The sequence below is a fragment of the Paenibacillus sp. cl123 genome (assembly GCF_900101595.1).
Taxonomy (GTDB): domain Bacteria; phylum Bacillota; class Bacilli; order Paenibacillales; family NBRC-103111; genus Paenibacillus_G.
In genome coordinates this window covers 202,787-221,103 of record NZ_FMYY01000008.1, presented here as the reverse complement: position 1 = coordinate 221,103, position 18,317 = coordinate 202,787, and the positions used below count along the sequence as shown (strand labels likewise).

Here is an 18,317-nt window from a genome sequence, read left to right as displayed (position 1 = left end):
CTTACGGCTTCATCTCCACCTTGATCTGATCGGGATTCAGCCCCAGCTCTGCCATCGCCTTGTCGACGATGCTGAGCGCCTGGCTCCGCTCCAGCTTGTTCGCTTGAACCGTCACCTTCCATTTGGCCGCATCTTGCGTAACGACGACCTGCGGGAAGTCCTTCATCAAACCTTCTTCAAGGCTGGTCACTTTATCATGCATATCCTGCAGCCTGGCGATTTCTTCCTGCGCCTTGGCCGCCTCTTCTTTCGTTTTTTTCAGATCGGTGGCGATTGCCATCAGGCCCTCCACCTGCTTCGCCAGCTCCTCATTGCGCTTCAGCTGCAGGGAGATGAAATAGTCCGAGCCGCTTGTCGCTTTGGCTGTCGTTTGCATCGTTTGCAGAACCTTGGCGTCTTCCGTCGAACCGGCTGCTTCCGGTTTCGACACAGGCTGAGCCGCTTTGTCGTCAGCCTTGGCTCCGCTTGTGCCGGCCGAGGATGGCGTATCGGTTTTCGTGCTGCTGGCCTTGCCGTCCGTCTGGCCGCCCGCTTTGGCATCGGACGACGAAGGCGCGGCTGCCGGAGGCGTTGTCGTTTGGCCGTTAGCGGAGCCGGCGGCAGCTTTGCCGGATACGGCTTGGGCTTCCGGAGCAACCGGGCCGGCCGAATCGAGCTGGCCCGTGTTGACGACGATCTCGCGGGTATTTAGCCCGGTAGCGGAGGTTGCTACATCAAGTTCCTTGACATCCTCAGTGAACAGGTAGTAGGCGGAGAGCACGACCATCAAGCTCAGCATGGAAACCAGCCAAATGGTTTGTTTTTTGGAATTCATCGATAATTCCTCCTCGTATACGGTTATAGGTTTGTTGCGGCGCCGCATCCGGCGTCTATTGCTTGCGGGGAAGGATGGATATCCGGTGCGCCGGCACGTCCAGTCCCCTCTCGACCGCTTCGATCATCATCTTCTTGACAGTCAAGTTTTCCGCCCCCTTGGCGACAACCAGGACCCCCCTGATTTTCGGCTTAATCGTCTTGACGATGAGCGGCTGCTTTCCGTTTCCCCCGGTTTCATAAACCACCACATCTCCGCTGCGGGTTATATCGGTAATATGCCGGGTGGCTCCATGCTGATCCTTTTCGCTGGTTACTTGCTGGGACTCCTTCGTATTGCGCTCCGTCTGGATCTCCTCGGTCGACTCGATCGTAACGAGCACCTCGACTTCGCCCACGCCCACGATCTGGGTCAGCATCTCGCGCAGCTTGTTCTGGTAAGCTTCCTCGTACTCGCGGAAGCTCGTCTGCTCCCGGCTGGCGGAGCCGAAGACGGCGCTGGTCTGCTCGCCCGGGGACGCGCGGCCCGAACCCGCAGGGTCGATATCCTTCACCGTGATGAAGGAGTTCAATATAATGAGCGCGACTCCCGTCAGCCCTAGCAGAAGCAGCCAGCGGAATGTCTGAATCCGCTTCGGTCCCCCCGGTCCGCCGCCGATCCAGCGAAGCCATTTATTCTTCGAATTCTCCTCCATCACTTCACCTCCCTCGAGCCGGCTCTATCGTCAGCTCAACCTGCTCCGGCTGCAGCTGCCATTCCTGCTCCAGCATCCGCGTAATCTGCGTCTTAAGCTGCTGCTGTTCCCCGGACAAGCGCTCCGGCTGACGCGCCTTGTAGCTCTGCGGCGCACTCGCTGTCCCTTGTCCGATGCGCACATCCGCCGGAGGAGCGATCGGCTCCATCGGCTTGATCGCCTCCATCGCGGCCGGCTGCTGATTTATGGGCGGCGCGGGCTGAGGCGCAGTCTCCTCGATCGCAAGGATGACCTTGCGGATCACCGGCTGTCCCTGCCCGTCCGGCTCGGTCTCGACAAGCACGCTTTGCACGCCCACCGGGGCCTGCCGCTCGACCTGCCGCTTGATCAGCTCGGCGGCCTGGGAGCGCACCAGCCGGTTTGCTTCCTCCCGCTGCCGCTCCTGCAGCGCCTGCCCTTGCGAGCGAACGGACTCCAGCGTTGCCATCTGGCCGCCTGCCCGGACGGCTTGCGGCTCCAGCAGCGCGGCGGCAAGCTTCTCCTCGATGGCCGAGTCCGTGCGCAGCAGCGCAAGCAGCGGCTGCAGGAGCGTCATCAGCAGGAACAGGCTCATCACCGTTTTGACATAGCGCTGCATCGAGCGGTTCGGCAGCAGCAGATCGACGAAGGTTGCGATCAGAATGACGAGCACAACCGATTTCAGCCATTGGCTCAAAAATTCCAGAACCGCCCCTCCCTCCGCGAAGCCGCAGCGCTAACGCATCATAACCGAGACATTGCCCGCTGCGATCATGATCGTAATGGCCAGAAAAAACATCAGTCCGACTACGGCGAGCGCGGCGAAGACGTAGATCATGCTTTTGCCGATCGTCTCGAGGCAAGTGATCATCGGGTTATCGCCGAGCGGCTGCATGACCGCCGCCGAGATATTATATATGAAGGCTAACGCCATTATTTTCAGCGCCGGAAATGCGCACAGCATGAGGATGACTACGACGCCGGACAGGCCGACCGCATTTTTCACGAGCAGCGACGCCCCGATGACCGTCTCCGACGCGTCGGAGAACAGCCGGCCGACGACCGGAACGAAGTTGCCGGCGATATACTTGGCCGTTCGGATCGTAACGCCGTCCGCCACTGCGCCGGTCGCCCCCTGAACGGAGATCACGCCGAGGAAGACAGTGATGAAGATGCCCAGGCAAGCTAGACTGACCGTGCGGAGCAGATTCGCCAGCTGCGTCACTTTGTATTTGTCCGACAGGCCGCTGACGATATGCAGCACCGCCGAGAAGAACAGCAGCGGGAAGACGAACAGATGAACCGCCGTTCCGACTGCGTGAACCATGAAGACGATAAGCGGATGAAGCACCGTGACCGACACCGCGTTGCCCATCGAGGCGAGCAGCGTCAGCAGCAGCGGCACGACGGCGATCATGAAGTGGATCATATCGGTTATCGCCGACTTGGCGTAGCCGATTGCCACATTGAAGCTGTTCACCGCGATGATCATCAGGACCAGGAAGGAGATGGAGTAGGCGATTTTGCTGACGGCATTTTTCTCGAACGAGCTTTGCAGCGTCTCCAGCAGCATGCTGAACACCGTCAGCACGACGATGGACACGAGCAGCTTGCCGTTATAGATCAGCTCGTGGAAGAAGTACTTGAACAGACCGGAGAACAACCCGCCGATACTGAAGTTTTTGGCTCCCTGCAGCAGCTCCATAAAGGTCGGGGCCTTGCTGTCCGGAAAGTAGCCGCCGTATTGCTTCATCAGGCTGCTCCAGAACTGCTCCACCTGATCCAGGGGCAGCCGCTCCGCCTGCTGGCGGACCAGCTCCTCAGCGGGCGTCGACGCCTCGGCGATGCTGCCGCAGCCTGTACCATGCAGGCAGCCAACCCCCGCATCGCCGTTGAGAATAAATACGGCTGCCAGCGCGGCAGCGATCAGCCAGCGCTCCATGCCATGCCATTCATGTCTTTCCTTGAGCCTGATCGCGGGGAGCTCCCCCCGGGCCAGACGATGTCGCAGCGCCGGCAGCAGCGAAGCGAATGTCGGTTTGCGTTGCTTTAGGCGGAACATGTGCTTCATCTCCTGGTTCAGCTTCCGGGCTTGCCGTATGGCACAAGCCGCACCCGGGCCCCGTCCGCCTGTCCTTCTTAAGCGGGCAGCAGCTTGATAACCGTTTCGATAATGACGGATACGATGGGAATAGCCATCACCATAATCAATATTTTGCCGGCCAGCTCGATCTTGGCCGCCACCGACTCTTGACCGGCATCCCGGACGATCTGGGCGCCGAACTCGGCTATATAGGCGATGCCGATTATTTTCAATATCGTTTTAAAGAAAATCACATGGATGTCCGCTTTGGCCGCCAAGTCCTCCAGCACCTGAATGACCGCCGATATTTTGCCGATCAGGAACAGGAAGATGACAATGCCGGTAAACGCCGTCAGCAGGAAGGCGAACATCGGCTTCTGCTCTTTGATGATCAGTACCAGCACTGTCGTGATGAGCCCGAGCCCAACGACCTGAATGATCTCCATGGGCCGCACCCGCCTTGCACTTGAAGTTGGCCTTCCTTGACTTCCTTGCTCCGTCATTCCTAATATCTTTATTTCTTTATTGGAAGAGAAAGATCGTTTTAATTTCCTGAAACAGACTGTCGAGCAGACGGACCACCATAAAGAGGACGACGACAAATCCGATCAGCGTGACCCAATGGGCCATGTCTTCCTTGCCCATCTGCTTCAGCACAGTGTGTATCATCGCGATAATGATGCCGATGCCGGCGATCTGGAATATCGCATTCACATCCACATTCATGAGAGGCACCCCATCCTTAGACCCTTTGGCCAAGACTGTCCGGGCTAGTACATCAATACGACGATCAGCGCCCCTACCAGCAGACCGAGACTTTTCCACATTCGCTCATACCGCCTCTGTTCGTCGCGCGCTCCCTCTTCTTCGCTCTGGAGCTGATTGATCGCCAGCCGCACATGCTTGACCTGATCGTCCCTGTCCGTCAGTCCGAGCGTAGCTCCGAACTGCAGCAGCACTTCCTTCTCCCCCTGCTTCATGGACAAATCCTTCCAGAGAGAAGTGACCGTCTCCTGCCAAATCAGCTGCACCGGCCGGCCGCCGGAGCTTGCCAGCTGCTCTCCTGTGCGGACGAACAAGGCTCCCGCCTCGGTGGAGCTGGACTGTCCGGTCGTCCGAAGGGCGGCGGGCAGCGGCGTAAAGCCGTACACGATCTCCGTCTCCAGCCGCTGGAGCAGCCTGATCACATCTCCGATCTGCCTGGGACGCTTGGCCAGCTGCGAGGCTTGGTACATCCCGAGCAGCGTGCCGGCCAGCAAGATCATGCCCGCGCCGAGCAGCTTGATCATGGCGGCGTTCCTCTGCGGATGAGGCCGGACCGGCGAAGCGCGCTCATAAGCTCGCCCCTCCCCGGAGCGCCAGCCGCTCATCGAGCCGCCGTCCGCTGCCGTCGAAGACGGCCGTCTGGGGACCGCAGGCCGCCAGCCCCCCGCAGGCTGCCTGTCCTGCCGGAGATAGCACGACGAAGCGCTCGAATACGCCGTCCTGCAGCAGCTCCTTCAAGATCGGCCGTCTCCTAATATCCTCCACGTCCCGGCCATGGGCCGTGGCGATCACGCTGATGCCGGCATGCAGCGCCTCATGCAGGGCGGCGGCATCCTCGGCGCGTCCGATCTCATCGGCGACGAGCACTTCGGGCGACATGGAGCGGATCATCATCATCATCCCTTCGGCTTTGGGACAGCCGTCCAGCACATCGGTCCGGGGGCCGAGGTCGAAGCCCGGCACGCCCCGGACGGCAGCTGCGATCTCCGAGCGCTCGTCCACGATCCCGACCTTGAATGCTCGGCGTCCCGCAGCTTCATCTCCGCCGCTCAGCAGCCGGGCGAGATCGCGGATCAGGGTCGTCTTCCCGAGCTGCGGCGGCGAGACGACCAGCGTGCGAAGCAAATTCCCGTGCCGGGGATCGAGCAGATGGGGCAATACCGCTTTCCCCGCCTGCTTCCACTCTCTGGCGATGCGGATGTTGAAGCCGCTGACTTCCTTGATATACTTGACCTTCCCCTGCTCGATCACCGTTCGCCCGGCGAGCCCGACCCGGTGTCCGCCCTGTATAGTCAGGAACCCCCGCTTCAGCTCCTCCTCGAACGTATACATGGAATGCTGGGTCAGCAGCTCCAGCAGAGCGGCGCAGTCCTGCCGCGTCGGGCGGTACGCCCCCTCCGGCGACCGGGACCAGGCGCCTTCCCCTGAGATGAAGCCGTAGCCGCCCCCCCACGAGGCTTCGAGCGGCCGTCCCTCGCGAATCCGAATCTCCTGCAGGGGATGCGTCAGCCGAGTTGATAGAGCTGCTAGAATCGATTTCAACGGATCGGCAAAATAATTGAGCAGCGATTGCATCCTTTACTCCTCCCTACGCTCTGACGGAATCCTCAGGAAGCCTGAAGGCAAGCTGTCCATCTTTTACAATCATGTGTATGACTATGGGCTTGATTCTATGACAGCTTTATTTTTTTAAGATTCCGATAAAGATGCAGCTGACGCCGGCGAGCACCCAAAGCATTTTCCCCCAGGACAGCTTGTCTGCAAGCCCGACCAACCCCAGCGTCGTTGTGGCCAGCAGTACAAGCGGTCCGACCAGCGCAAGCCCCGAGTTGACCAGCAGCGCCTTCTCGATCTGATTGAAGCGCAGCATAAGCACTGCCGCAAAAATTTCGATACAGCCGGACATGACGCGCAGCGCCGCCATCCCGAGCACGACTTTATGAATCATCGACAGCATTCTTTTCCCTCCCCTCGGCCTAACGGTCATTCCCTTACCACTGTATGCAGGCTCGTCTTCATTTAGGCTATGCAGGCACATCCCTATCCGCGAATGCATAGGATGATCCATGATTTTCCCAATTTCCAGATACAGCGAGGCGATAAGTAATGGAGGTTTCAACACCGCTGCATTGGCACCCTCAGCTAGGTGATCCATCAGGGCAGCGAACGGGCAAACCGCGTACGACCGGCAAAACGATGGTGATCGACAAAGGTCTGGGGCTCCATGCGCTGGAGGATCTGCTGCAAACCGCAAGCTCCCATATGGATATGCTGAAGATCGGCTTCGGTACCTCTCCGCTGTATGACACAGCCCTGCTGCGCAAAAAAATCGAGATGGCCGCCGCTCATGATGTTATCGTGTACCCGGGAGGCACCTTTCTCGAGGTTGCCATCGTCCAGCAAAGCGTTGACCATTATATGGATATGCTGGCTTATTTGGGATTCACCGGCATCGAAATATCCGACGGCACGATCGAGGTTCCCCGCAGTCTGCGCAGCGAGCTGATCCGCAGGGGCGTCGATGCGGGCTTGACCGTCATTACCGAATACGGAAAGAAAGGCTGGGGCTCGACGATCGAGCTGGAGGAGCTGATCGAAACGGTTGTGATCGATTCGGAGCTCGGCGCCGAACTGGTCACGATAGAAGGCCGGGAATCCGGCAAAGGCGTAGGCATCTATGCGGAGGACGGCAGCTGCAAGGACGAAGAGCTCGAGCTTGTACTCGCCCAGGTTCCGAGTCCCGAACTGCTGCTCTGGGAGGCGCCTCATAAGGAGCAGCAGGTCCATCTGCTGAAGCGGCTTGGAGCCGGCATTCATCTCGGCAATATCGCCCCGGCGGATGTCGTCTCCCTGGAGGCGCTTCGCCGCGGACTGCGTTCCGATACGCTGGCGCTGACGAAGCGCGATGTCCCCTTTACCGCGAGCGTGCCGCAGCGGCCGGCCGCAAGCGCAGCTTCGCCCGTATGGTTTTATCAGATATGAGGAAGCGGAACGGCATCCGAAGGGGGGAATAGCAAACATGCATATTCAAGTCATTTCCAGCGTCAATGAAGCCCGCGGAGAGGATTTGCAGCAAAAGACTGTGGTCGTCATCGATGTGCTGCGTGCCACCTCGACGATCTTGAAGGCCATCGACGCGGGCTGCGTCCAGCTTATTCCCGTAGAGACGGTGAACCAGGCGCGAAGTCTGCAGCGACCGGGGGAATTGCTGGGCGGCGAAAGATTTTGCAAAAAAATCCCCGGCTTCGACATCGGCAATTCTCCCTTGGAGTATACGCCGGAACGCGTGGAGGGAAAGACGGTTATCCTGACGACGACCAATGGCACCAGAGCTATACAGAAGGCGTCCAAGGCGGGGCATATTGTGATCGGCAGCCTGCTCAACGCCCGGGCATGCGCACGCAGAGCGATCGGCTTGGGGGAAGATATCGTCATTCTGTGCGCCGGGGCGCAGGATATGTTCGCGCTGGAGGACGGCCTATGCGCCGGCCTGCTGGTGGAGGAGATGCTGAGTCTGAAAGCAAAGGAACGGTCGGATGGCTCCGGCAGCGGCCAGATCACGGTTGACGACTTCGGTCTTGCCATGCTGCACCTGTACCGTCAAGCCGGCGGCGATCTGGAGGCTGCGCTGTTGTCCGGAGCGGGAGGCAAGCGGCTTAGCCGGATCGGATTCCGTGAGGATGTGGCCTACTGTTCCCAGGTCAATGTGCTGGAGCAAGCGCCTATCGTACGCAATGGCCGGCTGGAGGCGGGGATGTCGCTCCCCCTTTAAATGGTTCTAATTCGGCCGCTTGTTCATACAATGGAAAGCATGAGACGCTATGGACAAGGGGCCCTGCACAATGAACGGAGATATTTTGCTCGTCGCGCTGATTATTATCGGACTGATTGGCCGCTCGCATATTATTACGACGGCCGCCTGTGTGCTTCTGGTCATCAAACTGATCAGTTTGGAGAGGTATTTGCCAACTATCGAACGCCGGGGACTGGAGCTGGGGCTGCTGTTTTTGACGATGGGGGTGCTGGTGCCGTTCGCCAGCGAGAAAATTTCGATCAAGGACGTTACTTCGATGTTCACTACATGGCCCGGCGTCCTTGCCTTGCTGGGCGGCGCTATCGCCACTTATATGAACGGCAAAGGACTTGAGCTGCTGAAGATAGACCCGCAGATGATCGTCGGCCTGGTCATCGGCTCTATCATCGGCATCATTTTCTTAAAAGGAATCCCGGTCGGACCGTTGATGGCCGCCGGGATTACCGCCTTCTTATTGAAGGTTTTTACGCTATTGTTCGACAAGCTCCGCTGATTAACGGCGGTCGGCAGGTCCGCCGACGAATACGGTCGAATCGGTGTCGAGCCCATAAGCGGTGTGAAGCGCCTGGACAACCTCGTTCAGGCGGCCTTCATTTTCAATGACGCAGGACGTTTTGATCTCGGAGGTGCTGACCATCAAGATGCTGATGCCCAGATCGGAGATCGTCTCGAACATTTTGGCGGCAACTCCGGGCGTGCTGACCATGCCGGCGCCGACGATCGATACCTTCACCAGGTTGTTCTCCGACGTGATCTCCCGGTAGCCTACGGTATTGCGGATGCTCTCCAGCGTCTGCAGCGCTTTATCCAGATCGTTCAGCGATACGGTGAAAGAGAAATCGGCAGATACGTTCGTTACACCGCTTTGAACGATGATATCCACATCGATCTGCTCCTTGGCCAGCGCCGTAAATACTTTGGCCAGCTGACCCGGCTTCTCCTCTACACCCAAAATGCTGATGCGGGCTACGTTCTTGTCGTAGGCGATCCCGCGAACTACGATCCCTTGCTCCATCGCTGCTTCCTCCTTCACATTCGTGCCTTCGTTATAATTGAAGCTGGATCTGACCACCAGCTGCACCTTGTAATTTTTGGCGTATTCCACCGCGCGCGGATGCAGCACGGCTGCGCCCAAATTGGCCAGCTCCAGCATCTCGTCATACGAAATTTCATTCAGCTTGCGCGCGCACTTGACGATCCGGGGATCGGTCGAGTAGACGCCTTCCACATCGGTGAAAATTTCGCAAACATCGGCTTCGATGGCTGCTGCCAGCGCTACGGCCGTCGTATCGGAGCCGCCGCGTCCGAGCGTCGTAATCTCGCCTTCCGCGGTCATCCCCTGGAAGCCTGCGACAATGACGATCTTGCGGTCATCGAGCGCTTGCCGCACGCGGGCAGGCTGGATATCGGTAATCCTCGCCTTCGCATGCACCGCTTCCGTGAATATGCCTGCCTGCCAGCCCGTGAAGGACACGGCCGATTCTCCCAACGTATGTATCGTCATCGCCAATAATGCAACGGATACCTGCTCGCCGGTCGACAGCAGCATATCCATCTCGCGGGCCGGCGGAGCCGTCACGCCGATCTGCTTCGTCAGATCGATCAAGTCGTCCGTCGTATCGCCCATCGCGGACACGACGACCACACATTGATGACCTTCGCGGTGCCGCTCGACAACCCGGCCGGCAACCCGCTTCATCCGTTCGGCGTCGCCCACCGAGCTTCCGCCAAATTTCATTACTATCAGAGCCAAGCTGCTCACTCCCTACACAAACTTTTGCATAACTAAGGTTGAATTATACCATAACGGCCGCGTTCATAGAAATAGACAATTGTCGAAATCTTGTTCATGGGCCAAAACGTCCGCCAGCGTATCGCGCATGCCCTCATCCGTGACGATCACAACGCGGGATTTCTGAAGCGTCCGGCACCAGCTGACGAACCGCGCCGCTTGCTGGGCAAACAGCAGCGGCGGCATCGTATGAACCCCCTGGAACCACAGATGCTCCGGCAGCCCCGGAACCGGCAGCCATTCGCCGAATTGGCCGACCACCTCCGCCAGCTCCAGAGGACGCTCATGGGGCTGCATCGCCAAATCGAATCGGAACGGGTACTGGCGGGTTCCTGCCAGCGGGTGGACAAACCGGGACGCTCCGCTGTTTCCCGCCCACAGTCTGCTCGCCTGCAGCATCCGCAAAAAGGGCCCGGCGACGATCGCATCCGAATCCTCCAGCGGCATCCGCTCAGCCAGCTCAGCAGCCTGCTTCCTTCCTCGGGGCGTCAGCCCCGGCCCTTGCAGGCTCCGCCTTCCCGGGTCCTGCGCATGCCTCGCCTCCGGGCATATCACTATCGCAATTTTCATGTTCGCTCACCTCGGCTCGCTCGTGCTTCTAGTGTATGCCGGAAGCCGTTTGCACAGACAACAAAAATGACCCGGCCAGTCAACCGGGTCATCGTTTATCCGCAGCGCTTATGTAAACGGGTCAGGCACCGGAGGAAGAACCCCAAGCCGGCTGCTTCCGCTAACCCCTTATCCCGGACCGTTCAGCGGCAACCCTCAAGCCAATAATGCAGCCAGCGCGCTCCCCAGTCTGCGGCACTGCTCCTTTTCCTCGCTCGTTGGGTTAAGCTCGACCTTAACCGCCTCAAGCACGAGCTCGGCGCCGGTCTCCTTGAGCTTCTCGGCAAGCGTATCGACGGCCCCGCAGAAATCCCGGTATGAGGAATCTCCCGACCCGAAGACGGCTGCCTTGCGGCCTTCCAGCTGAATGTCATCCATCTCGTCATAGAAATCGAGCATTTCATCCGGCAGATCGCCGTCGCCCCATGTGTAGGCGCCCAGAACCACGCCGTCATACTTTTCCAGTTCGGCGGCGCTCGTATCCATCGCTGACTTCAGCACGGGCTCGATCCCGGCCGACCTTACGCCCTCGGCGATCAGCTCGGCCATCTCCTCCGTGTTGCCGGTCATACTGGCAAATACAATAATTACAGAACTCATGGTACCCTCCACATTTCGGGATGCTTGCTTCCCTTTTGTATCATCGGCTGGCCAGTCGATGGGCCGGTTGCTTCCAGAAAAAGCAGCAGCACTAGTTTGATAATAAATGATAATGATTATCATTGTCAATTTCTTTTTGCTCTTCTCTTCCTTTCTCCTCGACTCGCTGAAAACGCAAAAAACCGTACGGCCTGCCGGCCGATACGGTTTTCCCAAAAACGTCCTTCCACGCGCCCTGTCCTCATCGCTGTTTATGGCAAATGCTGTAAATCGCTGCCTGACTCCGGCTCTTCGTCCTTCATAAGCCCGTTGGCAACCATCCCGCTACAGCGGCTCCTGACCCAGGTTAATCTTGATATAATGCTCGACCTCCGGGAACGGATCATAGAAATGATGCAGCAGCTCCTTCCACTGCTGATAGTCCGCAGAACCGCGAAAGCCGACCGTGTGATCCTTCAGCGTCTCCCAGCGGACGAGCAGGATGTACTTGTTATCGGTCTCTACGCATTTCTGAAGCTCATGTTCGATATATCCCCTCATCGAGGAAATAATGCTTGAGGCTTTGCGAAAGCTTGACTCGAATTCGCTCGCCATCCCCGGCTTGATCTGTAATATGGCAACCTCCAATATCATATCCTCTTCCCCTTCTCCGCTAGGATAAACGATTGCTGCTGCCTTTGCCGAGGGCAACGACAGTATGAAAAAATATGTACATCAGCGCCTGAACGACGAAGACCAGCAGCGTAAAGGCAAGCATAAACTTCCCTGATCTTTCGTCGGTAACGATCTGCAGCATATCCGAGATGATCGCCTGGGGCTCGTAAAGCACATCCCAGCTGTTCCAGCGGATAAATCGCCCGATATAGATGCCGACGCTGCTGACGGCGATCGTGAAGCCGGCTCCCAGCCAGCCGTACAGCCGGCCGACGCTCTCGCTGACCAGTTCGTGGACGATGTAGAGCGATAAGGAGAACAGCAGCAGCCCCAACAGGCCGGTGGAGAAGATAGAGATCAGACTGAGCCAGAAATCCGTGTGCAGCCAGAAGGTCGTAAACGGATTGGGCTTGAAGTATCGGAATGCATGGATCAGCTCAGTAACCAGATACGAAGCGTTGGGAAGGAAGAAAAACCATGCAGGCCCGGCAGTGAGCAGGATAATTCGGCTGCTCCATGACCGCTTGCGGCGTGCCCATTCCAACACGATAAGCGACAGCATCAACGGCACCCAGCCGAGAAAAATATCCCAGATCAGGGAATTGTACACGATCGTTCCGGTCCGATACCTTAAATATAAGCTGGTGCCTGCACAAAAAACAGTAAGAGCGAGCAGTACGGCTACCGCCGGATACGGCTTCCAGGTAAAAGTTCTCATGTCGCCTCCCTTGCAGCAAATGCTTGGCGGTTCCAGGATTGCTCCGTCACGCACTAGATGCGCAGGAATGACCGCAGCCATCCCTCCTCCCCCAAGCCGAAAGTGGTGTAACTCTACCTTAAACCATCCGGCTTTATTTGTCATCTCCTCCCATACGCCGCCGAATAAAGCTATATAAGAATCAGGAGGCTGGACTTCTAATCCAGATTTGTTACAATAGACACAAGACCTCTGTTCCGCAGAGGTCTGTTCGTTCAAACGCAGGCTTGAACCTATTTCAAAAGGAGGAAGCTGTCATGAAAACATGCAGGCTTAGCTTGATCACAGTGCGGGTGCGGCACATAGGAGGTGATATCTACTATGAGCCTTAGTCCATCGTTTCGCTCATTGCGGGAGCAGTACGTGCGGCAGGTTATTTTGCTTGGCGACGAGAGGAATCGCTTTCTCGACGCTTATTTCCCCGACTTTGGAAACAAGCGAACCCAGATGGGCAAGCTTCTTTCCTCCTACACGCATACCTTGGAACGGCTGCTGGCATCGCCCGACGAAGCTTGGCCGGCTATCGTGCTCATAGGGAGCCGCGTGACCGTCACCTATCTGGAGGACGGCATCTCCGATACCTTCACTATCGTTTTCCCGGATGAATCCGATCCGGAACAATACCAGATCTCTTTCCTGTCCCCTGTTGTCGAAAAGCTTCTGCTCGGGAAGGCGGGAGACATCCTCCCTGTAGAAACCAATCTTGAAACGTTTCACGTCCGCATCGACCTGATCCATCCTGCCGACGAACCCGCAATCGTATGGAAAGGGGATGAGCTTCTTGGATCTTAGAGAAACGGATCTGCCGGGCATCGGCAGGAAATACAGTCTCGAAACCGGAGGCGGCGATAAGCTGGTCGTCGTTGTCCACAATGACGGCAGGCGCGAGCTGTACCATATGAACCCGGATGATCCGGATGAAATTTACTCAACGCTCTCGCTCGATGACGAGGAGTCGCGGCTGCTGTCAGGCATATTGGCCGGACTCACCTACAAGCCTAAAGCGCTTGAGAATCTGGAGATGGCATTTGACGATCTGGTCATCGAATGGATTCGCATCGAGCCTCACTTCCACTGCATTGGCTTGCCTATCGGCGAACTGGATATCCGCAGCCGGACGGGAGCAACGATTATCGCTATGATGGAGAACAAAGGACCGGCCTGCATCAACCCCGGTCCCGACTACAGCTTCACCTCCCGCGCTACTGCCGTCGTAGCCGGCGACCGGACTCAGTTAAAGGCGCTGAAGCAACTGCTGGCTTCCGGGAGCGGTTAGCCTATGGATATGATCATATTCGAGGTCGGGCTGGCGCTCGCGCTTATTACGACGGTCGGTTTTATTTCCAACAAGCTGCGCTTCTCCGTCATACCGTTCTATATCCTCATCGGGATGGCGGTCGGTCCGCATGCTCCGCACTTCTGGATCATCGATCTGCGATTTATCGAAAGCTCGTCCGTCATCGAGTTCATGGGACGGCTCGGCATTTTATTTCTGCTGTTTTATCTGGGACTTGAATTTTCCGTCAAGCGCCTGATGAAATCGGGCAAATCCATCGTAATCGGCGGTCTTTTCTATGTCGCCTTAAATTTCATCTCGGGCCTGCTGCTCGGTTGGATGATGGAGCTGCCCCTGAAGGAAACGCTCGTCGTCTGCGGGATCATGACGAGCTCTTCGACTGCTATCGTAGCGAAGGTGCTGGTGGACCTGAAGCGGACCGCCAATCCCGAGACAGAAATCATTATGGGCATGATCATGTTCGACGATCTGTTCATTGCCATACACATCTCGATCCTCTCCGGCCTTGTGCTTAGCGGAGCGGCATCGGTCGGTGCAGTGCTGCTTGTTTCCTTATCCGCCTTATTGTTTATTCTGCTGTTCCTTGTTATCGGGAGGAAGCTGGTCAAGTATTTCGACAAAGCCTTGCTTGTCCCATCCTCCGAGCTGTTTTTGCTCAGCGTGATGACGCTGTTGTTTTTGGTGGCGGGCTTCTCGGAGAAGCTCCATGTGGCCGAAGCCATCGGTGCGCTCATGATCGGCCTTGTGCTTGGCGAGTCGAGTCATGTGAAACGGATTGAGCATTATGTGCTGCCCTTCCGTGATTTTTTCGGGGCGATCTTCTTCTTCGGCTTCGGGCTTACGATCGATCCTTCCGCCCTAGGGGGAGCCGTCGGTATGGCGGTCGTTGCCGTCATTCTTACCTTGATCTGCAATTATTTGTCCGGAGCCATGGCCGGGCGATTGGCCGGCGTATCGCCGCAAGCTTCGCTGAACGTTGGCTTTACGCTTGTGTGCCGCGGCGAATTTTCGATTATTATGGCCAATATCGGCAAGGCCGGCGGACTGATGCCTTCCGTGCAATCGTTCGCCGTGCTTTATGTGCTTCTGCTGGCCGTACTCGGTCCCCTGCTCACCAAAGAGTCGAAATCTATCTATAAGCTGTTTAAAAGACTGCGGGGAGAGCGTAAGCCCGAGCAGGCCAAAGAGCGGTCCTGACTTATAAAAACGTTGAGATGATGAAGGAAAACGCGAGTATCGCGAGCAGGACGATCACAAAAGAGATGACAACGCCTCGCATGAATTCGCCGAAACCTGTTTTTTGCCCGGTCCATACGAAGCGGTTCTTGAGCCATAGCACCGCAAGGGTAATCAGGCAAATGAGAGACGCGAACCTGATCAATCTCATAATATATTCCGAATAGCTCCACACCCGTAGGGCTCCGCTCCAGCCGCTTTTCACTGCCGCCGGGTCCGGGAATAGGACCAGTCCGGCAAGCAGAGCGAGAAGAAAGCTGTAGACCGCGCCCTTTATCAGTAGTTTTTCCATACGATTCTCCTTGCGTACGACAACAAGCCGCACCCGGTAGGATGCGGCTTGTTCTCTCATTCTGTAGGTAGGTTACACTAGGCCCGGGAGATATAGTCGCCTTCGCGGGTATCGATCAGCAGTACATCGCCTTCATTGATGAACAGTGGCACTTGTACGTTCAGACCGGTTTCGACCTTGGCATTTTTCGTCGCGCCTTGCGCCGTATTGCCCTTGATGCCAGGCTCGGTCTCCACAACCTTCAGCTCCACGCTGTTAGGCAGGTTGATCCCGAGAATTTCTCCCTGGTAGCTCATGATGTTGATGTTCATGTTCTCCTTAAGGAAATTCAGCTCCCACTCGATTTGCTTCTCATCCAGCGTGATCTGATCGAACGTCTCGGTATCCATGAACGTATGCTCTTTGCCGCTGGCATACAGATATTGCATCTGACGGTTCTCGATATGGGCGCGGCTGACGTTCTCGCCGGCGCGGAAGGTGCGCTCGACCGTGTTGCCGTTGCGCAGATTTTTCAGCTTGGAGCGGACGAAAGCCGCGCCCTTGCCAGGCTTAACGTGCTGAAAGTCAATAACTGTAAACAAATCATGCTCTACTTCAATGGTCAAACCTGTCTTGAAATCGTTAACTGAGATCACTTGTAAAAAACCTCCCTGAGATGTAACCCTTATGGAATCACAATCAAGTCTTTGCTTGATTGCGTCAACCTGCGATTGCCGTTCTCCGTGATGACGATATCATCCTCAATCCGTACGCCGCCAAAGCCGGGTAAATAAATGCCGGGCTCTACGGTAACGACCATGCCGGGCTCCAGCACTATATCTCCGGTGACGGACAGCCGCGGCGCTTCATGCACTTCCATCCCGAGGCCGTGTCCCAAGCCGTGGCCGAAATAATCGCCGTACCCGTGGCGTTTGATCACGTCGCGGGCGACCGCATCCGCTTCCTTCCCGGTCATGCCCGGCCGGATACGCGCCAGCGCCTCGAGCTGTGCCTCCAGCACGATCGCGTAAATCTCGCGATGCTTGTCCGTCGGCTTGCCTAATACGACCGTACGCGTAATATCGGAGCAATATCCTTTATAATACGCGCCGAAGTCCAATTTGACAAATTCATCCGTGCCGATGATCCGGTCGCTGGCCTTGCCGTGAGGCAGAGCGGAACGCTCCCCCGAAGCTACGATCGTTTCAAACGAGGTGGAAGCCGCGCCGTTTCGGCGGACATACAGCTCGATCTCCAGCGCGATGTCGCGTTCGGCCGCCCCGGGCTTCAGCAGACCGACGATATGATGGAACGTGCGATCCGCCAGATCCGCAGCCTCCTGGATGACCGCGATCTCGGACTCATCCTTGAGCATGCGAAGGTTCTCCACCAGCTTATCCGCAGGAACCAGCTGAATCCCACCGCCCAAGGTTTGCCCGTAGGACAGATATGCGCCGTAGGATACATCCTGCTGCTCGAAGCCGAGCCTGGTGGCCCCCTCGGCCTCCGCTATCGCGCGAACCGTCTCCATCGGGCTTGCCCCATGCTCGATAACCTCGTAGCCGGAAGCCTGCTGAGGCGCTTGCGTCATGTACCGGAAATCCGTCAGCAGGATGGACCGTTTCGGCGTAAACAAGACATAACCCGCCGATCCGGTGAATCCGGTCATATAAAGCCTGTTCGTTGCATTCGTGATCAGCAGCGCCTCGAGTCCCTGCTGCTCCATCAGCGCACGGAGCCGGTTTATTCGCTCGCTTTGCATCGTTATCCCTCCGAACGGTTTATATAGTGTACTAACGCTTGCAGGCCGAGCTCGTAGCTGTCAGCGCCGAAGCCGGCAATTTGCCCGATCGCAACCGGCGCAATGACCGATACATGACGGAATGCCTCCCGCTGGTGAATATTCGAGATATGTACCTCTACGGCAGGCAGAGCTACCGTGCTGATCGCATCGCGGAGCGCGTAGCTGTAATGAGTGAACGCCCCGGGGTTGATCAGTATGCCGTGCTTGGAGCCATAGGCGCTATGAATTTTATCGATGAGCTCGCCTTCATGATTGGACTGGAAGCTCTCCAGACCGACTCCGAGACTTTCAGCCAGCCTGTTGAGCCGGTCCACGATCGCCTGCAGCGTAAGCGTCCCATACACGCCGGGTTCGCGAACGCCCAGCATATTCAGGTTCGGCCCGTTCAGCAGCAATATTTCTTTCATTCGATATGTCCTCCTAACCGTGACCCAAGCATACGCTTAGCCATTTTACCATATGTTTCCCCGGTTTGAGAACTTTTTTTTGGCCCGGCGCTCTCCGCTGGACGGCCCCTAAGCAGGTTCGGGCGAACCGTCCTTGTTCCGCTCCTGCGGCTCTCGGCTGCGCTCGTCGGTGAATTCAAAGCTGATCGAATAGCCGATGAACAGTCCCCACAGCACAAATAAGCAAAGCTCCGTCACAATCGTATTCAGATCCATATAGGCAATCCACTTGGTCATCCCCGTGATCGGTCCGATCAGCAAAAAGATAACTCCCCACCAAACGACTCCGTAGCCGAGCCCGAACCATGGTCCCTTCGCCTTGGCCATGAGCAGCGCATAGAGCAGGGAAGCTAGGATTGAGAACAGCGTAAACGCCCCCCATCCTACCCAGAAGCCGGCGGGAGATACGAGAAACTCATGGAGGAAAAACGGCTCCAGCAGAAAGCCGGGCGTAAGCGAGGTGAAGTGAAAGTAGTACTCGACACTTTTTAGTCCGCCCCATAAGAGCCCTGCGAAAAAACCGATGTAGAACGCAAATGACCATTTCCCGGTCCTCACAGGTCGATTCAAGCTCCGCCGCATGCTCAGACAGCTCCTTCTTCATCTTGGATGTGATTGCGATTCCTGCATAGTATGTGCAAAACTTCATCCCATAAACAAGTG

General features: G+C 57.1%; 25 protein-coding genes. 6 read left to right on the top strand and 19 right to left on the bottom strand.

The features are described from left to right. Position 1: 1 nt before the first annotated feature. The 9 genes from BLR08_RS15905 to BLR08_RS15865 all read right to left on the bottom strand — a co-directional run bounded on the left by BLR08_RS15905 (position 2) and on the right by BLR08_RS15865 (position 6,322). Positions 2-814 carry a SpoIIIAH-like family protein gene (locus BLR08_RS15905; RefSeq protein ID WP_072331981.1) on the bottom strand — a complete coding sequence of 271 codons (813 nt, stop codon included), beginning with the start codon at positions 812-814 and terminating at the stop codon, positions 2-4. Positions 815-869: 55 nt separating this feature from the next. Continuing rightward, positions 870-1,508 (bottom strand): stage III sporulation protein AG, encoded by a 639-nt coding sequence (gene spoIIIAG / locus BLR08_RS15900; RefSeq protein ID WP_072331984.1) that lies wholly within the window; start codon positions 1,506-1,508, stop codon positions 870-872. 4 nt (positions 1,509-1,512) lie between these two features. Then, positions 1,513-2,223, bottom strand: a complete 711-nt coding sequence (gene spoIIIAF, locus BLR08_RS15895; RefSeq protein ID WP_176835531.1) for a stage III sporulation protein AF — start codon at positions 2,221-2,223, stop codon at positions 1,513-1,515. 39 nt (positions 2,224-2,262) lie between these two features. Next, positions 2,263-3,468, bottom strand: a complete 1,206-nt coding sequence (gene spoIIIAE, locus BLR08_RS15890) for a stage III sporulation protein AE (RefSeq protein ID WP_083537278.1) — start codon at positions 3,466-3,468, stop codon at positions 2,263-2,265. A 197-nt stretch (positions 3,469-3,665) separates the two neighbouring features. Further along, a complete protein-coding gene (gene spoIIIAD, locus BLR08_RS15885) occupies positions 3,666-4,055 on the bottom strand; it encodes a stage III sporulation protein AD (RefSeq protein ID WP_072331990.1) in 390 nt (129 codons plus the stop codon). Positions 4,056-4,131: 76 nt separating this feature from the next. Continuing rightward, positions 4,132-4,335 carry a stage III sporulation protein AC gene (gene spoIIIAC, locus BLR08_RS15880; protein WP_072331993.1) on the bottom strand — a complete coding sequence of 68 codons (204 nt, stop codon included), beginning with the start codon at positions 4,333-4,335 and terminating at the stop codon, positions 4,132-4,134. A gap of 44 nt (positions 4,336-4,379) precedes the next feature. Then, complete coding sequence (spoIIIAB, locus tag BLR08_RS15875) at positions 4,380-4,898, bottom strand: stage III sporulation protein SpoIIIAB (protein WP_072331996.1); 519 nt, start codon at positions 4,896-4,898, stop codon at positions 4,380-4,382. Positions 4,899-4,941: 43 nt separating this feature from the next. After that, entirely contained in the window at positions 4,942-5,949 is a 1,008-nt protein-coding gene (gene spoIIIAA / locus BLR08_RS15870) for a stage III sporulation protein AA (RefSeq protein ID WP_072331999.1), read from the bottom strand. Positions 5,950-6,055: 106 nt separating this feature from the next. Further along, on the bottom strand, positions 6,056-6,322 hold the full coding sequence (locus BLR08_RS15865) for a YqhV family protein (RefSeq protein WP_072332469.1): 267 nt from the start codon (positions 6,320-6,322) through the stop codon (positions 6,056-6,058). 158 nt (positions 6,323-6,480) lie between these two features. On the opposite strand from BLR08_RS15865, the gene BLR08_RS15860 reads away from it, so the two are divergent. From BLR08_RS15860 to BLR08_RS15850, 3 genes are all read left to right on the top strand, one after another. Continuing rightward, positions 6,481-7,356: a phosphosulfolactate synthase gene (locus BLR08_RS15860; RefSeq protein WP_083537238.1), complete on the top strand. Its 876-nt coding sequence runs from the start codon at positions 6,481-6,483 to the stop codon at positions 7,354-7,356. A gap of 37 nt (positions 7,357-7,393) precedes the next feature. Further along, on the top strand, positions 7,394-8,146 hold the full coding sequence (locus BLR08_RS15855) for a 2-phosphosulfolactate phosphatase (protein WP_072332002.1): 753 nt from the start codon (positions 7,394-7,396) through the stop codon (positions 8,144-8,146). Positions 8,147-8,216: 70 nt separating this feature from the next. After that, positions 8,217-8,681, top strand: coding sequence for a DUF441 domain-containing protein (locus BLR08_RS15850; protein WP_072332009.1), 465 nt, complete (start codon positions 8,217-8,219; stop codon positions 8,679-8,681). On the opposite strand, the gene BLR08_RS15845 is transcribed toward BLR08_RS15850, so the two are convergent. From BLR08_RS15845 to BLR08_RS15825, 5 genes are all read right to left on the bottom strand, one after another. Next, the gene (locus BLR08_RS15845) at positions 8,682-9,941 is read right to left on the bottom strand and encodes an aspartate kinase (protein ID WP_072332012.1); all 1,260 of its coding nucleotides are present in this window, start codon (positions 9,939-9,941) and stop codon (positions 8,682-8,684) included. It abuts the gene before it with no gap. Positions 9,942-10,004: 63 nt separating this feature from the next. Continuing rightward, positions 10,005-10,550, bottom strand: a complete 546-nt coding sequence (locus tag BLR08_RS15840) for a histidine phosphatase family protein (RefSeq protein ID WP_072332015.1) — start codon at positions 10,548-10,550, stop codon at positions 10,005-10,007. A gap of 195 nt (positions 10,551-10,745) precedes the next feature. Beyond that, a complete protein-coding gene (locus BLR08_RS15835) occupies positions 10,746-11,189 on the bottom strand; it encodes a flavodoxin (RefSeq protein ID WP_072332472.1) in 444 nt (147 codons plus the stop codon). Between the two features lie 324 nt (positions 11,190-11,513). After that, positions 11,514-11,822 carry an antibiotic biosynthesis monooxygenase family protein gene (locus BLR08_RS15830; protein WP_072332019.1) on the bottom strand — a complete coding sequence of 103 codons (309 nt, stop codon included), beginning with the start codon at positions 11,820-11,822 and terminating at the stop codon, positions 11,514-11,516. Between the two features lie 19 nt (positions 11,823-11,841). Further along, positions 11,842-12,561, bottom strand: coding sequence for a DUF1361 domain-containing protein (locus BLR08_RS15825; protein WP_072332022.1), 720 nt, complete (start codon positions 12,559-12,561; stop codon positions 11,842-11,844). A 360-nt stretch (positions 12,562-12,921) separates the two neighbouring features. Here BLR08_RS15825 and BLR08_RS15820 point away from each other — a divergent pair, with 360 nt between their 5' ends. Genes BLR08_RS15820 through BLR08_RS15810 form a run of 3 tightly spaced genes read left to right on the top strand, consistent with a single transcriptional unit; the run spans position 12,922 to position 15,094 of the window. Continuing rightward, the gene (locus tag BLR08_RS15820; protein ID WP_072332025.1) at positions 12,922-13,392 is read left to right on the top strand and encodes a GreA/GreB family elongation factor; all 471 of its coding nucleotides are present in this window, start codon (positions 12,922-12,924) and stop codon (positions 13,390-13,392) included. Further along, on the top strand, positions 13,382-13,876 hold the full coding sequence (locus tag BLR08_RS15815) for a cation:proton antiporter regulatory subunit (RefSeq protein ID WP_072332031.1): 495 nt from the start codon (positions 13,382-13,384) through the stop codon (positions 13,874-13,876). The genes BLR08_RS15820 and BLR08_RS15815 overlap by 11 nt, the downstream gene beginning before the upstream one ends. A gap of 3 nt (positions 13,877-13,879) precedes the next feature. Beyond that, entirely contained in the window at positions 13,880-15,094 is a 1,215-nt protein-coding gene (locus BLR08_RS15810) for a cation:proton antiporter (protein WP_072332034.1), read from the top strand. A 1-nt stretch (position 15,095) separates the two neighbouring features. On the opposite strand, the gene BLR08_RS15805 is transcribed toward BLR08_RS15810, so the two are convergent. The 5 genes from BLR08_RS15805 to BLR08_RS15785 form a co-directional block, all read right to left on the bottom strand. Beyond that, complete coding sequence (locus BLR08_RS15805; protein WP_072332037.1) at positions 15,096-15,425, bottom strand: hypothetical protein; 330 nt, start codon at positions 15,423-15,425, stop codon at positions 15,096-15,098. A 77-nt stretch (positions 15,426-15,502) separates the two neighbouring features. Further along, positions 15,503-16,060, bottom strand: coding sequence for an elongation factor P (gene efp / locus BLR08_RS15800; RefSeq protein ID WP_072332040.1), 558 nt, complete (start codon positions 16,058-16,060; stop codon positions 15,503-15,505). 29 nt (positions 16,061-16,089) lie between these two features. Next, positions 16,090-17,166, bottom strand: coding sequence for a M24 family metallopeptidase (locus BLR08_RS15795; protein WP_072332043.1), 1,077 nt, complete (start codon positions 17,164-17,166; stop codon positions 16,090-16,092). Between the two features lie 2 nt (positions 17,167-17,168). Continuing rightward, complete coding sequence (gene aroQ / locus BLR08_RS15790) at positions 17,169-17,615, bottom strand: type II 3-dehydroquinate dehydratase (RefSeq protein WP_072332046.1); 447 nt, start codon at positions 17,613-17,615, stop codon at positions 17,169-17,171. A 108-nt stretch (positions 17,616-17,723) separates the two neighbouring features. Continuing rightward, on the bottom strand, positions 17,724-18,236 hold the full coding sequence (locus BLR08_RS15785; RefSeq protein ID WP_072332049.1) for a YqhR family membrane protein: 513 nt from the start codon (positions 18,234-18,236) through the stop codon (positions 17,724-17,726). Between the last annotated feature and the right edge of the window lie 81 nt (positions 18,237-18,317).

Bases quoted from the DNA above. Each gene is read 5' to 3' on its own strand.
- BLR08_RS15905 (WP_072331981.1), bottom strand. From the start codon at position 814: ATGAATTCCAAAAAACAAACCATTTGGCTGGTTTCCATGCTGAGCTTG.
- spoIIIAG (WP_072331984.1), bottom strand. From the start codon at position 1,508: ATGGAGGAGAATTCGAAGAATAAATGGCTTCGCTGGATCGGCGGCGGA.
- spoIIIAE (WP_083537278.1), bottom strand. From the start codon at position 3,468: ATGGAGCGCTGGCTGATCGCTGCCGCGCTGGCAGCCGTATTTATTCTC.
- spoIIIAD (WP_072331990.1), bottom strand. From the start codon at position 4,055: ATGGAGATCATTCAGGTCGTTGGGCTCGGGCTCATCACGACAGTGCTG.
- spoIIIAC (WP_072331993.1), bottom strand. From the start codon at position 4,335: ATGAATGTGGATGTGAATGCGATATTCCAGATCGCCGGCATCGGCATC.
- spoIIIAB (WP_072331996.1), bottom strand. From the start codon at position 4,898: ATGATCAAGCTGCTCGGCGCGGGCATGATCTTGCTGGCCGGCACGCTG.
- spoIIIAA (WP_072331999.1), bottom strand. From the start codon at position 5,949: ATGCAATCGCTGCTCAATTATTTTGCCGATCCGTTGAAATCGATTCTA.
- BLR08_RS15865 (WP_072332469.1), bottom strand. From the start codon at position 6,322: ATGATTCATAAAGTCGTGCTCGGGATGGCGGCGCTGCGCGTCATGTCC.
- BLR08_RS15860 (WP_083537238.1), top strand. From the start codon at position 6,481: ATGGAGGTTTCAACACCGCTGCATTGGCACCCTCAGCTAGGTGATCCA.
- BLR08_RS15855 (WP_072332002.1), top strand. From the start codon at position 7,394: ATGCATATTCAAGTCATTTCCAGCGTCAATGAAGCCCGCGGAGAGGAT.
- BLR08_RS15850 (WP_072332009.1), top strand. From the start codon at position 8,217: ATGAACGGAGATATTTTGCTCGTCGCGCTGATTATTATCGGACTGATT.
- BLR08_RS15840 (WP_072332015.1), bottom strand. From the start codon at position 10,550: ATGAAAATTGCGATAGTGATATGCCCGGAGGCGAGGCATGCGCAGGAC.
- BLR08_RS15835 (WP_072332472.1), bottom strand. From the start codon at position 11,189: ATGAGTTCTGTAATTATTGTATTTGCCAGTATGACCGGCAACACGGAG.
- BLR08_RS15830 (WP_072332019.1), bottom strand. From the start codon at position 11,822: ATGATATTGGAGGTTGCCATATTACAGATCAAGCCGGGGATGGCGAGC.
- BLR08_RS15825 (WP_072332022.1), bottom strand. From the start codon at position 12,561: ATGAGAACTTTTACCTGGAAGCCGTATCCGGCGGTAGCCGTACTGCTC.
- BLR08_RS15820 (WP_072332025.1), top strand. From the start codon at position 12,922: ATGAGCCTTAGTCCATCGTTTCGCTCATTGCGGGAGCAGTACGTGCGG.
- BLR08_RS15810 (WP_072332034.1), top strand. From the start codon at position 13,880: ATGGATATGATCATATTCGAGGTCGGGCTGGCGCTCGCGCTTATTACG.
- BLR08_RS15805 (WP_072332037.1), bottom strand. From the start codon at position 15,425: ATGGAAAAACTACTGATAAAGGGCGCGGTCTACAGCTTTCTTCTCGCT.
- BLR08_RS15795 (WP_072332043.1), bottom strand. From the start codon at position 17,166: ATGCAAAGCGAGCGAATAAACCGGCTCCGTGCGCTGATGGAGCAGCAG.
- aroQ (WP_072332046.1), bottom strand. From the start codon at position 17,615: ATGAAAGAAATATTGCTGCTGAACGGGCCGAACCTGAATATGCTGGGC.
- BLR08_RS15785 (WP_072332049.1), bottom strand. From the start codon at position 18,236: ATGCGGCGGAGCTTGAATCGACCTGTGAGGACCGGGAAATGGTCATTT.